This window comes from Exiguobacterium sp. CH10 (genome assembly GCF_018617635.1).
GTDB classification, from domain to species: domain Bacteria; phylum Bacillota; class Bacilli; order Exiguobacteriales; family Exiguobacteriaceae; genus Exiguobacterium; species Exiguobacterium aestuarii_A.
The window spans coordinates 848,385-861,910 of record NZ_JACSKO010000001.1 but is presented as its reverse complement, the minus strand read 5'-3'; the positions used below and the strand labels follow the sequence as shown (position 1 = coordinate 861,910).

Sequence of the window (13,526 nt, the reverse complement as noted above, 5' to 3'; positions counted from 1 at the left end):
TCGCTCCTTACACCGTCAACCGATAGCCGAGACCTTTGACCGTCTTGATGTAGGTCGGGGCAGACGGGTTCGGCTCGATTTTTTCACGTAAGCGTCGGATATGGACCATGACCGTGTTATCCGAACCGAAAAACGATTCTCCCCATACTTGTGTGAAGAGCGTCTCCTTGCTGAGGATTCGATTCGGGTTTCGTAAAAAGCAGGCGAGGAGACCGACTTCCTTCGCCGTCAATTCCAATCGTTCGCCGTTCATATACACTTCCGTCTCATCTTCATTCATGAGGAATGGTCCGACGGTTGTCTCTTCCATCGGTGCTTCCATCATCGACACTCGTCGTAGCTGTGCTTTGACACGGAAGGCCACTTCTTTCGGACTAAACGGCTTCGTGATGTAATCGTCCCCACCTATGGCGAGTCCGAGCAGTTTGTCGACCTCTTCCGATTTAGCGGATAGGAAGAGGATGGGAATGTTCGAGTGTGCTCGCATCTGTTGGCAAAGTTGATAACCTTCCCCGTCCGGTAGCATGACGTCCAAAATCGCCAAATGCGGATGAAACGTCTCAAAGACGTCATACCCGTCCTTCAACGTGTGGGCGGTCCGGATTTGCGTGAATCCTTCCTTTTCAAGTGCCCGTTGCATCAACGTACATAAATCTTGTTCATCATCCACGATGAGAATCCGTGGTTGTTCCATCGTCATCACCTCTTTTCAAGCATATCATGTAAGGATTTTGTAAGGTACGCGTGAGTTGAAGTTAAGACTGGGGGCGTAATGTAAGAGTCAGAAAGAGGTGCTGAACATGGAAACATTATTACAAGTGAAATCGATTCAAAAGACATATGGAAAAGGAAATACGACGTTTCGGGCGCTCGATGACGTCTCGTTCACGATCGAACACGGTGAGTTCGTCGGAATCATGGGACCATCCGGGGCAGGAAAGTCGACGCTACTGAACGTCCTCGCGACAATCGATACGCCAACGTCAGGTGAGATTCTCGTGGAAGGCGAAGATATCGCGTCGATGAACGAAGAGGCGCTCGCCGACTTTCGGCGCGACCACCTCGGCTTTATTTTCCAAGACTATAATCTGCTCGACTCGTTGACGGTACGGGAAAACATGTTGCTCCCGCTCGCCGTCTCGAAGACGCCGGTTCACGAGACACGAGAGAAAGTCGAACGGTTGGCGAAGCGGTTCGGGCTTGAAGGGATCCTCGAGCAATATCCGTATCAAATCTCAGGGGGACAGAAACAACGAACGGCCGTCTGTCGTGCCTTGATCTCGGACCCGAAACTCATCTTCGCCGATGAACCGACCGGTGCGCTCGACTCGAAGTCAGCGACGGATTTGTTGGATACGCTCGCACGCTTAAACGAGGCCGAGACGACCATCATGATGGTGACGCATGACGCCTTCGCAGCAAGTTTCTGTCGCCGTGTCCTCTATATCCAGGACGGGCGTTTAAATAAGGAACTGATTCGTGGCAACGCCTCACGGGATGCGTTCTACCAAACAATCCTCGAGGAGTTGGCGAAAGGCGGTGCCGTCGATGACGCTATTTGAGCTCGCGAAGAAGAACGTCGCACGTAATTTGTCGCGATACGCGCTCTACGTCGGGACGACGATCTTCTCCATCGTCATTTACTTCACGTTCGCGACGCTCAAACATAGCCATGAAATCAGTGCACTCGCGGAGACGTCAAAGAAAATCAGTGGATTGATGAGCACGTCGACGTTCATCCTCATGTTGTTCGTCGCGCTCTTCATCGCCTATTCGAACGCCTTCTTCTTGAGAGGACGTAAGCGGGAAGTCGGGCTCTATTCGCTACTCGGGGTTCGAAAGAAACAAATCGGACTTTTGCTCTTGTTTGAGAACATCGTCATCGGAGCGGTGTCTTTGATTGTCGGAATCGTTCTCGGACTCTTCGGGTCGAATGCGCTTCTTCAACTGTTGATGCGTCTCATGAAGAGCGACCTCGACATCGGATTCGCCTTCTCGGCGTCGGCACTCGTGGAGACGTTCCTCGTGTTTCTTGCCATTTTCCTCTTTACTTCGTTCCAAGGGTATCGGGTCATCTATCGCTTCAAGTTGATCGAGCTGTTCCATGCGGATAAGAGCGGGGAAGGTGTGCCGACGGCGAGAGGATGGGTCGCTTTGATGGGTGTCCTCACGATTGGCGTTGCCTATTGGCTCGCGCTTCAAGACTTGATGACGTCCTCACTTTGGAGAACGCTCGGGCTCGCGATGCCGCTACTCATCATCGGATTGAGCGTCATCGGTTCGGCGCTCTTATTCCATAGCGTGTTGATTTTTGCGTTAGCGTGGCTCAAACAACATGAGCGCTGGTCGTGGAAACGACTCAACTTGTTGACGACGTCACAACTTCTCTATCGCATCCGTGGTAATGCCAAGACGCTAACACTGATCAGTATCATCAGTGCGACGGCGATCACGGCCGGCGGTGCCATCTTCAGTGTCTACTATTATGCAGAAGAGAATGTGTCATCCTATACACCGTACACGTACGCCTGGAAAGGGGAAGCGGTCGATGTGAAGGGGGCGACGTTCGAATCAAGCATGGAACAAAAGACAATCCGAATGGAAGCACAATACGGAGAACGAGAGCTTGGCGTCATCGATGAGTCGACCTATCGTCGTCTTCTCGAAGGTCTCGGGCAAGAAGAACCTGCATTGTTCCCGAAGGACGAGGTGTTGTGGGTCGACCCGTTTTATGACGAGCGTTACTCGGAGGACCTCGAATCGGTCGAACTTTCAGCAGGGACGTTTGACGTCGCGACACGTGCCGAAACTTCACCACTCAACGTCATGACGTTCGGTGGAACGTTCCTCGTCGTTGCGGATGATGTGTTCCAAACGATGACGGAGCCGAGCGAGACGTATCACGTCGCCCTCACGGAGTCGTTCAAAGATCAACAAGTTCAATCTGAACGTTTGGCGAATCTCGAGCTCGAATCGTTTACGAGCGCACCAGACGTATATGCGGAAACGATGGCGATGAACGGGGCCCTTCTCTTTGTCGGAACGTTCCTCGGACTCGTCTTCCTCGTCGCGACAGGCAGCGTCATCTACTTCAAAACGATGACGGAAGCTGAGGATGACCGGGCGAAGTACGCCATCTTACAAAAAATCGGGATATCCGATCGAGACGTGCGACGGACGGTGCGTCAACAGATCATCGTCGTCTTCCTCGCACCGTTCGCACTCGGGATTTTGCATGCGACGGTCGCCCTCATCGCCTTTTCAAACTTGTTAAGTATGAATTTTACGGTGCCCGTTCTCGCATGGATGGGTGTCTATACGGCCATCTATGCGGCCTATTACGGGATCACGGTTCGTCGGTTCATGACGGCCATTCGATAAGGAGAGAAGAAAGATGAAGAAATGGATTGGAATGGGAGTACTTGCTATTTTACTCCTCGCAGTTTTGCTGCAAGTAGACTGGAATCGATTTGGAAAGGAAACCTTGTTTGTGGAAGTTCAGGCGGCGAGTGACGTGGAAGAGACGACACTTGAAAATGGGGATGTGATGACACGGTATGTGTACATCCAACCTGCTTATACACCAGAAGGGGAGTCGAAAGAAGTCACGTTTACCGCAGGAAAAGAACTTCGAGAAGGCGCGTATTTGCGCTTATACGTTAAGGACGGGGACACTGTCACGTCGTATGACGAAGTCTCCCGCGAGGACGTACCGGATCCGGTCATTCGAAATCAGTAACAAAAAAGCCATTCGTCATGAGCATCATGTCGGATGGCTTTTGCCTGCTCAGATGACAGGCGCTTCATAAGCGTTCAATTCGAGTTGTAATATGTACGTTAATTCATGATGCGCCAATTCAGAGAAGTTTGTCTTTTTGACATGTGTCCGTGGACGCAATCCGCATTCCAATGCGATGTCGACAATGGTACGAATCTGATTTTCCGTATAGAATCGCTTCCGGCCGAACGTGAATGGGGTAGCTGGCAATACGCCATCTGTCTCCCATTTGATCAACTGTTGTTGGCTGCGTGGGATGCCGGCCACACTAAAGGCACGGCTCAATTCTTTGAGCGGATAGACAATCAAATGTTGCTCTTGATACGAGATTGGTTTTCCTTGTTCCGGTCGGTATGTATCCCATTCGGTCGCTGAAAACGTCAGGTCGGCCTGGTCGAAGTCGTGTTGAGCGGAAGGAATAGAAGTAGTACGTGCGAGGTCTAAGCTGTTCATATGATGGATCTCCTTCTTCAAGACTGACTGGTCATTTCAAAATGTCTTCTTACGTATCGTACCCCATTTACAAGATTTTAACTTACAGTTTTTTCAAAGTGGGGAAATGATTCATGGGACTTTTGGCGTAATTTTGAACGATGTCTGTCGAACATTAAGATACCCTAATTGGTATCAAAACTCAAGCTTAGCAGTAAAAATCTGAAAAATGAATAAAAATTCAGACAATATGGGACTTTTGTCTTGATTTCAACTTGAAAATAGATTGAGCATATTCATCTCCTCGACGGTTAATAAGGGCGAAGGAGGTGAGACAGATGGCAACTTACGAAGAAGTGGCGACGATGTTTTATTTGGACACTCGTCGACTCGTGGATGGGAAAGAGAAGAAGCAGCTCGTTCGCTACGGACCGCTCGGCGGTCAAATGGATGAAACGTTGATGCGGCAGTTCGGAGATTTACTGACGGCACTCATCGATGTCGAATCCGTCAATTACGTCGTCGCTAAAGAATCGATCGTGTATTAACACGGAGGACTTATGCAGAACCTCACTCGTACCGGCACCGACATTCGGCATGATGAGCAGGTGGTCACATGAGTTGGCCAGAACTCATCTCGAATCTCGGGTTCCCGATCGTCGTTTCGCTCTATTTACTTCATCGAATCGAGACGAAGCTCGATCGGATGATCCAGCTCCTCGAGCGCATGGATGATTCGACCTTATCAGAAACCTAATCCCCCATTGAAAGGAGCCATCCCCCTATGGCTGTCTTAACGGAAAAGAAAGCGACACTCGTCTTGACGACACACCACGACATTGAAACGGCAAAACCGACGAAAAAAGCACAACGGTTCGGTCCAGTTCGTGCCGACCTCACAGCCGATACGGTCAACGCGTTCGGTCGTCTCTTGATCGATTTAGTGATTCAAGAAGACGCAGACCTCGGCATCATCCGCGAATACGATCTAGTCTAACCCATACCCTAAGGAGGACATAACCCATGACTGACACAAAACTTGAAATCTCATTTTTAGACGCATTCCATAAAGTCGTTCGGTTCCGCCTAAACAACGTGAAGCAACCCGTCGACTCACAAAAAATCGAAGCATTGGCGGACTTTATGGTCGCCAACGATCCACTTGCGAAAAACGTGATGGAATGGACGGAAATCAAAATGATTGAAGGCACGCAGACGGTATTGAGTGCGAAATAATCTAAATCTAGCGGCTGGCGACTCTTGCAATTGGAGTCGCCTTTTTTAAGTTTGGTCAATCCCCTTCACTATTTTCAGAAAATTGTCGATAGTATAGGAAACACTGCATGATTGAGAGGGGAATACATAGATGGCATGGAAATCAATCTGGTCTAAGACACTCAGTCGGATCAAGCGAAAACCGACATGGACGTGGAAACCGATACTCAAACGAAAACGCGGAGAGAAGCGTGAACGCACGACATCTTTCGGAGCGAACGTCGGGAAGAACTTGACGATTCGTCAAAAGTTATGGGGACTCGTCCTCATCTCACTCGTCCTAGTCATTGGCGTCGGCGGATATGCATTATTTTCTATGAGTGACGCGAACCGTCAAGCGGACGATATCGTCAATAACTGGAACAAAGGGCTCGACTATGCCCATGAACTGAACACGCTCGCAGCGAACTACCGTACGCTCGAACTCGATCACATCGTGACAGAGGATGCGACACAAAAAGAAGAATTGATGACGCAGATGAAAGAGATTCGGGATGAAATCAATACGATAGCGCCGAAGTACGAAGATAGAGCCGTGAATGAAGAGGACAAAGAACTCTTCTATAACTTCTCACGTCAATGGGAGATGTACCAACGTGTCTCGGACAATATGTTGACGTTCAGCACGACTGGCAACACGGGAATGGCACGATCATATTATGATGCTCAGTCGCAGTCGACGTATGATAACTTCACACAAAAATTAGCAAATCTCGTCGACTACAACTCAGAAGGATCGCAACGTGTCGGGCAGAACATGGAGCGTGAATTCATGCAGTCACTCATGGCGCTCGTCGCCGTGACGGTCGGAGCAGTGGTCATTCTATTATTCCTCGGACTCAGCTTGTTACGCTCGATTATCCGACCGATGCAAACACTGCAAACTCGCTTCGATGAGCTCGCAACACAAGGCGGCGATTTGACGATGACAATCCCGGTGACGTCGAACGATGAGATTGCCCAAGTCAGTCGCTCGTTCAACACTTTCCTCGGGATATTGCGCGAAATTATGATTGATGTTGACGAGACGGCAAAAGTCGTCCTGTCCTCTTCAAAAGATGTATCTGCCGAAGTGACGCGACTCAGTCACTATATGGAAGAGACATCTGGAACGGTGGAAGAATTGACGGCTGGTATGGAAGAAACGGCAGCTTCTTCGCAAGAGATGAGTGCCTCGACGACCGAGATGGGTAGCTCGATTGATTCCATCGTCGACTTATCCAACGATAGCGCAGAAACGGCGACACGGGTCGAGACACGTGCTCACGAGATGCGTGAACAGGCTGTCGTCTCGAAAACGGAGGCCGTGACGATTATCGAGAAGAAACAGGTTGAACTCGCGGAAGCGATCAAGGGAGCGCAGTCTGTTGAAGAGATCCGCGTCTTGACGACGGCCATTCTCGCCATCGCCGACCAGACGAACTTGCTTGCATTGAACGCATCGATTGAAGCAGCACGAGCAGGTGAAGCAGGTCGTGGGTTTGCGGTCGTTGCTTCTGAAATTCGCAAACTTGCAGAAAACTCACGTCAGACGGTGAACGAGATTCGTGACGTATCGAACACGGTCATCGATTCGGTCGAGCGCCTCAACACGAGTTCGGCTGACATGTTGACGTTCTTGAACACGAAAGTCATGGCCGACTACGATCGTCTCGAAGAGGCCGCAACGCAATATGAACAAGATGCAACGGTATTCGGGGAGACGGCGAAAACGTTCGAAGGCAATGCGCTTCAACTCCGACATATGACAGACAACATTCTCGGTGTCATTCAAGAAGTAGCGACGACTGTGACAGAGGGCGCGGACGGAACGCAGTCGATTTCAGAGAAAGTTCAACTTTCGGTCGAACGCTTCAACGATGTCCAGGCGAAGATGAGTGAAACGGAAAAACGTGCGAGCGAACTATCGAATCGTGTCGCTCAATTCAAACTATAATCAGTAATCAGAACCAGGCATCCGTCTGGTTCTTTTTTTGCTGTCTTTTCAAAAGGTAGGTCAATGCATTTGTGAATTTCAAATTGTTGGTACAAATTAGGCTGTGATGTCCGATATAGAAAAAGGCAGTACATACACAGAGAGAAAAAGAGGTGGAAGAGGAGAAGACTCCTCGTAAGTCGTGAAAACAGTATTCAACAAATGGACGTTGTCCAAAAAAATTATGGCAAGCATCGGATTGCTCCTCATCTTGACGTTCGTCGGGATGGGATACAATCTATGGACGCTCGAACGCATGACGAGTCAGTATGAGCAGATGATCTCAAACGATGTCATGAAAATGAAAGCAGCGGACGATTTGGCGCTAGGAATGGTACGCCAAGCATATGGAGTCCGTGGTTATGTCTTAGTTCAGGATGATGAACGCAAACAACAAATCACCCAAGGTGGAGAAGAAAAGAAAACGGCCATCGAATCATTGATTGAACTCGCAGACAATGAAGCTGAACGGAACGAGTTTGAAGCATTGCTGGAATATGCGACCGGATACGATGCGCTCGCGACACAAGCGATCACCGCGATCGATGAGAATGATCAAGAGGCGATTGACCGCTTGACGCTCCGTCTCATGCCGGACGTCACGAAGTCGATCTCATCGACAGGAGAGACGCTTCAAGCTGAAACAGAGAAAGACATGTTGGCGATGCAAGCGGAACTCCAACAGGCGGGTGAGCGTGCCTTCTTGTATTCAATCGTCATCGCCATCGTGAGTGTTGTATTGATGGTGGGGGCAGGATATGCCATCAGTCGAATGGTGACGGCACCGTTACGCTTTTTAGCGAAAGAAGTGGCCGTGGTCGCGGAAGGTGATCTGACACGTGTAGACCTCGAAGCACTCACGCAAGATGAAATCGGACAGTTGATGACCGGCTTCAACCGCATGAAAGGGAACTTGCGCGAGTTGATTGACCGCGTCACACAAAATGCACAAGAAATCACGGCACAGTCAGAAGAATTGTATGCGAGCACAGAAGAGATGGCGTCCCAGACGGAAGAGACGACTCGCCTCATCGACCGGGTCGTGGAAGAAACGGTCACTCAGGCGAAAGAGGCGAGTGATTCAGCCCGGGCCGTGTCAGCTGCGGACGAAGGCATCGGTCGAATCGCCGGTTCAATCGGTTCGATTGATGATGATGTGTCACAAAGTTTGAAACTCGCCGAAGAAGGCGGGACGACGATGACGCAGGCGAAAGACGAAGTGCGTGCGCTTGAGCGGGAGACACGTCTTACTGGAGAGTCGATTTCGGCATTGAAACAACAGTCAGATGAGATCGCCCTTATCACAGAAGTCATCCAGTCAATCACCGACCAGACGAACTTGTTGGCGCTGAATGCAGCCATCGAAGCGGCACGTGCCGGCGAACAAGGAAAAGGATTCGCGGTCGTCGCAGAAGAAGTGCGTAAACTCGCGGAGCAATCGAAACAGTCGGCGACACAAATCGCTGGGCTAATCGAGTCGATTCAAGCGCAGTCGAATGCTGTTCTTGACCAACATGTCGTCAGTGCGAAGCGTGTCGAGACGAATTCACAGTTACTCGAACAAGCGACACGTGCGTTCGAACAGATTGTCCGTCAACTCGAAACATCGGTCGATAACACATCACATATCCGTATCGCATCAAACGAGATTGCGAAGACAACGAAGCAAGTCGCGACATCCTCTCTTCACATGTCGCAAGACAGTGAAGCGATGGCCGAAACGATGCGTTCGGTCGGAGAAACGGCTGACGCACAGCTTGCGATGATTCAAGAACTAAACGGGGTTGCGGAGTCACTCGGAAATATGACGAGCGACTTACAGACGTTGATCGGAAAGTTCACGACATAATGTGAGGGAAGTCCTGTCTCTTCGGAGTCAGGATTTTTTTTCATTCATATCGAGACGATTCATGAGGCAGAAAGTAGGGAAATGAAAACAGGGTAAACGAAAAAAAGGAGTGGATCACATGAAATATACCGTCATTACAGGAGCAAGTTCAGGAATTGGTTATGAGACAGCGAAGCTGCTCGCTGAAAAAGGGAAGTCACTCGTCCTCGTCGCAAGACGGAAAGATGAGCTCGAATCGCTGCGAGATGAAATCAAGTCCATCTCGTCAGATAGTGACGTCATCATTAAATCGACGGACCTCTCATACAGTGAGAACGTATACGGTCTATATGAATCACTCGCTGACCTCGATATCGAGACGTGGATCAACAATGCCGGGTTCGGAGACGCAGACCTCATCAAAGATGTCGATTTAGGCAAGATTGAGAATATGATTCGTCTGAATATTGAGGCGCTCACGGTCTTGTCGAGCCTATACGTCCGCGACTACCATGATGTTGAAGGGGCCCAACTGTTGAACGTGTCTTCCGTCGGTGGTTATCGCATCGTGCCGAACTCGGTCACGTATTGTGCGACGAAGTTTTACGTGAGTGCGTATACGGAAGGACTCGCACAAGAATTGATGAATAGTGGCGCGAAGCTTCGGGCGAAAGTGCTCGCACCGGCTGCGACCGAGACGAGCTTTGCCGACCGGGCACGCGATACGGAAGGATTCGACTATAGTGAGAACGTGGCGAAATATCATACGGCACGCGAAATGGCTGAGTTCTTGTATGACCTTCTCGAAGGAGATGAAGTCGTCGGGATTGTCGATCCAGAGGACTATTCGTTCAGTTTACGCGGACCGATTAAACCGTACGCCGGATAACCTAAAAAATCACGCCATTTTGTGGCGTGATTTTTTCATGACATCGGGACAGTGTAGCCACCTGTGAAGCGGTGTGTCAGGCGGCGTGTCCAATAACGCATCCGAAGGCGCAATACGTAAAACTGTGACGTGTTCGGGAGAATGACGTTGTTCACATAATCCGCGAACATGTGGCGGAACGTCCGGTCTTCACTGCGATCGTAAGTCGCACTCCACATGCCGTGGTTCTCGACTTCGAGGAGCATCCAAATCATCTCTTCGGTGAGCGGGTCCTCGTCTTCAAGTCCGGCGGAGAGGGAAGCGAAACGTTGACTGCAGATGGCGGCATATAGAGAATGGGCATGCGAGTCATGCGGATTGGCCGTCAAATAGCCGCTCGCCGTTTTCATCAGTTCGTCCACCATCTCAATCGGGATGTCATCGTATACTTGGAAAAACTCGAGAAGCATTGGGACGGTATCCGGTCCGAGTCCGGCAAGGCGGACGTAATGCATGACGTGAAGGCCGGCCTCTCCGTAGAACTTCCGCTCGAAGTAATGAATGGCGATGGCACGGTGCATGAGCGGAACGTCAGGATAGCGTTCGACACCTCGGAGGAAATGCTGCTCCGCCTCGAACGTGAAGCCCGTATCTTCGCTGACAATCCCGTTCAACATGTGAAGGATAAAGTGGTCACCGAGTTCGCTTGCTCGATCGAGCCACTCCTTTGCCTTTGCGGTGTTCCCTTCACGAATATACGGATAGGCGCGCATCGCAGGAAAGAATGGATCTTCTGGGAAAGCCGTCTCGCCACGTGTCGCAAGTGCCGTAATTGCTTCTGTGTTATACGCATCTGTTAATTCTGCGAGGAGCATCATCTCAAGAAACGTGCGTTGGAAGTCTGGGCTGTGTAAATCGATGGTGTGCGTCATGTGATCTCCTCCTCACGAATATAGGTGTGGCTTTATTATACTTGTTCTCGAAACGTGGGAGTAGCATCTTTTTGAAAAACGGGAAATGGAAAGTAAGGTGTGAAAAGGAGGGGAGGACATGGCGACGTTCACAGGTTATATCGCAGAAGTAATGGAAAGGAAGATTCGGGTCGCTCCGTCACGGGAGGCAGAACCGTTCGACGGCATCGTGTTTCACCTAGAGGAACCATTTCCTGAAGAAACACCATTTCTTGTCGGTCAGTATGTAAAAGTCGAGCACGATGAGCGGATGACGCGTTCCTTGCCGCCGCAGACGACGGCGCATCGCATCGATGTGTTATGATGAGAACGAGGTGAACCATATGGGACAACGTAACTTTTTGTGGCTCGGAGCCGTGATTGGATTCAGTGCCCTCGTCGTCTGGTTATTGCAAGACGCGCTGCCGTTTTGGGCATTATCCATCTTGCTCCTCGGACTCGGGGCCGTGCTCGGTAATTTGCAACGACGATTCACGCAAGACAAATGACAAGCACACCATCATTCGGATGGTGTGCTTGTGTCGTTTTCTTCAACATTTTCTTCTTCCACCACATCTTCTTCCGTGACCGGGTCGTCCTCGACGATGGAGTCGTCTTCACCATCTGGTTCAAGTGTAGTCGGTTCCTCCGGTTCAGCTGGCTCCTCAGGCTCGACAGGTTTCTCTGGTTCAGTAGGCACTTCGGGTTCTGTCACCGGAGGGTCATCCTCGATTGGCTCTTCCGTTTCGGGTGGATCAACTGGTTCTGTTGGCTCTGTAGGTGGTTCGGTTGGTTCTTCAGGTGTCACCTCAGGCGTATCCGGTTCGGTCTCTTCTTCTACCACCTCTTCCTCGACGTTCTCTTCAGCAGGTGCTTCCGGTTCAGTCGCTGGCGGTAGCTCAGGCTGTGTCTCTGGAACGCTTGGAGCTTCCGGGATGACGACCGGTTCTTCTGTCAAATCAGGTCGGATCGGCTCGACGGGTGCGAGTTCGACCGGTGGTGGTGCGGCTACGTCTGAGTCGATCAACGTACGGAGATCTCGTTCGAACAAGGCGGTCGGTAAGGCAATCCCTCGTAAATGAATCGCGACGACCCGACCGGATGCTGAAAGGAGCGGACTGCCATACGCATGACGTGGCAATTCAAAGTTTCGGATGTAGCCGTTCTCTGCGAATGTGACCGTACCATTCATGCGTTCCTTCATGGTCAATGTGATAAGGTTTTCATCTTCTGCGGCGATGGCTTGTGTCAGCAAGAACGGTGTTTTGTCGGTTTCTTCAATCCGAATGACGGCAATGAAACTCGTACGACCGACGACTGTTCCGGAGACGGCCTGTCCGTCATGGTACATGATGATGTTTGTCAAGCCGGCTACGTTCGAGGCCGCGGTGACGACATCACGGGAACTGACCAAAAAGCCGGTCCCATAACTGACGGAGAAGAGACTTTCCTGTAACGTATCGAAGTCGGCGGTCGTTGCTTCGTCAGCAGAAACGGTATCCTCACCAATCGGTAAGTCGACCTGATCGGCGAGCGAGTCGGTCGAACGCAACATATCCGTGAAATAGGCGTTTCCAATGAAGGTGGCAAAAGCAATGAGTGCAATGGCGAGCGGGGCGACGAGTAACCAAATTGTGCGACGTGAGCGGCGGCCACACGTCGGACAGACCGTTTTCGATCGTGTCTTCTTTCCGCAGTGGGGACAAGTCACGGGGGCACCTTCTTTCTAAAAAGTTCGATGTTATGCTTATTCCTTCAATTGGAAAGAGGTAAACAAATATTTTAGGAGGCTTCTCCACTCGAACGTTCGTGGTAAAATCGTCAAAAGCGCAGGAGGAGATTCAATGAAGTTTATCATCTTATTCGGTCCACAAGCCGTCGGCAAGATGACGGTCGGACAGGCACTCGCCGACCGAACCGGGCTCAAGTTATTCCATAACCATATGACGATCGATCTCGTCGGACCGTTCTTCAATTACGGGACGGCAGAAGGGAAGCGACTTGTCCAACACTTTCGCCAAGAACTGTTCGAGTCGGTCGCCAAGAGTGATCTACCCGGTATGATCTTCACGTTCGTCTGGGCGTTCGATATGCAGGAAGACTGGGATTACGTGAAAAACGTGACGGACTTGTTCGAATCACATGGGGCGGACATTTACTACGTCGAGCTCGAGGCGGAGATGGAAGAGCGGCTCGCGCGCAATACGACCGAAAATCGTCTCACGCATAAACCGTCGAAGCGGGATATCGCCTGGTCCGAGGCGGAACTGAAACAGACGGCGACGATGTATCGACTGAACTCGCGTCCTGGGGAATTGGACGTCGAGCATTATCTCCGTATCGATAACACGAATCTAAGTCCGGAAGAGACAGCGGCACAGATTCAACGAGCGTTTGACCTATGAAAAAGCGGGTCCCCG

The 13,526-nt window shown here is 50.6% G+C and carries 17 protein-coding genes; 13 read left to right on the top strand and 4 right to left on the bottom strand.

Features of this window, described 5'->3' with window-relative positions; all coding sequences use genetic code 11:
• Positions 1-7: 7 nt before the first annotated feature.
• Positions 8-694 carry a response regulator transcription factor gene (locus KNP04_RS04410; RefSeq protein ID WP_214874782.1) on the bottom strand — a complete coding sequence of 229 codons (687 nt, stop codon included), beginning with the start codon at positions 692-694 and terminating at the stop codon, positions 8-10.
• A gap of 106 nt (positions 695-800) precedes the next feature.
• Here KNP04_RS04410 and KNP04_RS04405 point away from each other — a divergent pair, with 106 nt between their 5' ends.
• Genes KNP04_RS04405 through KNP04_RS04395 form a run of 3 tightly spaced genes read left to right on the top strand, consistent with a single transcriptional unit; the run spans position 801 to position 3,739 of the window.
• The gene (locus KNP04_RS04405) at positions 801-1,562 is read left to right on the top strand and encodes an ABC transporter ATP-binding protein (protein WP_214874781.1); all 762 of its coding nucleotides are present in this window, start codon (positions 801-803) and stop codon (positions 1,560-1,562) included.
• Complete coding sequence (locus KNP04_RS04400; RefSeq protein ID WP_214874780.1) at positions 1,549-3,381, top strand: ABC transporter permease; 1,833 nt, start codon at positions 1,549-1,551, stop codon at positions 3,379-3,381. The genes KNP04_RS04405 and KNP04_RS04400 overlap by 14 nt, the downstream gene beginning before the upstream one ends.
• Positions 3,382-3,394: 13 nt before the next feature.
• Complete coding sequence (locus KNP04_RS04395; protein ID WP_214874779.1) at positions 3,395-3,739, top strand: YxeA family protein; 345 nt, start codon at positions 3,395-3,397, stop codon at positions 3,737-3,739.
• A 48-nt stretch (positions 3,740-3,787) separates the two neighbouring features.
• Here the strand turns inward: KNP04_RS04395 and KNP04_RS04390 are convergent, their stop codons facing one another.
• On the bottom strand, positions 3,788-4,231 hold the full coding sequence (locus tag KNP04_RS04390; RefSeq protein WP_214816838.1) for a MerR family transcriptional regulator: 444 nt from the start codon (positions 4,229-4,231) through the stop codon (positions 3,788-3,790).
• 317 nt (positions 4,232-4,548) lie between these two features.
• Between KNP04_RS04390 and KNP04_RS04385 the strand changes: the two genes are divergently transcribed.
• The 7 genes from KNP04_RS04385 to KNP04_RS04355 all read left to right on the top strand — a co-directional run bounded on the left by KNP04_RS04385 (position 4,549) and on the right by KNP04_RS04355 (position 10,177).
• Positions 4,549-4,758 carry a hypothetical protein gene (locus KNP04_RS04385; protein WP_214744297.1) on the top strand — a complete coding sequence of 70 codons (210 nt, stop codon included), beginning with the start codon at positions 4,549-4,551 and terminating at the stop codon, positions 4,756-4,758.
• 68 nt (positions 4,759-4,826) lie between these two features.
• Positions 4,827-4,967 carry a YvrJ family protein gene (locus tag KNP04_RS04380; RefSeq protein WP_214694127.1) on the top strand — a complete coding sequence of 47 codons (141 nt, stop codon included), beginning with the start codon at positions 4,827-4,829 and terminating at the stop codon, positions 4,965-4,967.
• A gap of 27 nt (positions 4,968-4,994) precedes the next feature.
• Positions 4,995-5,207 carry a hypothetical protein gene (locus KNP04_RS04375; RefSeq protein WP_074036277.1) on the top strand — a complete coding sequence of 71 codons (213 nt, stop codon included), beginning with the start codon at positions 4,995-4,997 and terminating at the stop codon, positions 5,205-5,207.
• Positions 5,208-5,233: 26 nt separating this feature from the next.
• Positions 5,234-5,446 (top strand): DUF2922 family protein, encoded by a 213-nt coding sequence (locus tag KNP04_RS04370; protein ID WP_074036279.1) that lies wholly within the window; start codon positions 5,234-5,236, stop codon positions 5,444-5,446.
• 130 nt (positions 5,447-5,576) lie between these two features.
• Positions 5,577-7,421 (top strand): methyl-accepting chemotaxis protein, encoded by a 1,845-nt coding sequence (locus tag KNP04_RS04365; RefSeq protein ID WP_214874778.1) that lies wholly within the window; start codon positions 5,577-5,579, stop codon positions 7,419-7,421.
• A 181-nt stretch (positions 7,422-7,602) separates the two neighbouring features.
• The gene (locus tag KNP04_RS04360) at positions 7,603-9,309 is read left to right on the top strand and encodes a methyl-accepting chemotaxis protein (RefSeq protein WP_353047900.1); all 1,707 of its coding nucleotides are present in this window, start codon (positions 7,603-7,605) and stop codon (positions 9,307-9,309) included.
• Between the two features lie 118 nt (positions 9,310-9,427).
• Entirely contained in the window at positions 9,428-10,177 is a 750-nt protein-coding gene (locus tag KNP04_RS04355; protein WP_214744286.1) for an SDR family NAD(P)-dependent oxidoreductase, read from the top strand.
• 35 nt (positions 10,178-10,212) lie between these two features.
• Here KNP04_RS04355 and KNP04_RS04350 read toward each other — a convergent pair whose 3' ends face one another.
• The gene (locus KNP04_RS04350) at positions 10,213-11,088 is read right to left on the bottom strand and encodes a tetratricopeptide repeat protein (protein ID WP_214744284.1); all 876 of its coding nucleotides are present in this window, start codon (positions 11,086-11,088) and stop codon (positions 10,213-10,215) included.
• 118 nt (positions 11,089-11,206) lie between these two features.
• Between KNP04_RS04350 and KNP04_RS04345 the strand changes: the two genes are divergently transcribed.
• Both KNP04_RS04345 and KNP04_RS04340 read left to right on the top strand, forming a co-directional pair.
• Positions 11,207-11,431, top strand: a complete 225-nt coding sequence (locus KNP04_RS04345; protein ID WP_214874777.1) for a YobA family protein — start codon at positions 11,207-11,209, stop codon at positions 11,429-11,431.
• A gap of 19 nt (positions 11,432-11,450) precedes the next feature.
• Entirely contained in the window at positions 11,451-11,615 is a 165-nt protein-coding gene (locus KNP04_RS04340) for a hypothetical protein (protein WP_214694121.1), read from the top strand.
• Between the two features lie 11 nt (positions 11,616-11,626).
• Here KNP04_RS04340 and KNP04_RS04335 read toward each other — a convergent pair whose 3' ends face one another.
• A complete protein-coding gene (locus tag KNP04_RS04335; RefSeq protein WP_214874776.1) occupies positions 11,627-12,817 on the bottom strand; it encodes a S1 family serine peptidase in 1,191 nt (396 codons plus the stop codon).
• 133 nt (positions 12,818-12,950) lie between these two features.
• On the opposite strand from KNP04_RS04335, the gene KNP04_RS04330 reads away from it, so the two are divergent.
• On the top strand, positions 12,951-13,511 hold the full coding sequence (locus tag KNP04_RS04330; RefSeq protein WP_214874775.1) for an AAA family ATPase: 561 nt from the start codon (positions 12,951-12,953) through the stop codon (positions 13,509-13,511).
• Positions 13,512-13,526 lie beyond the last annotated feature (15 nt).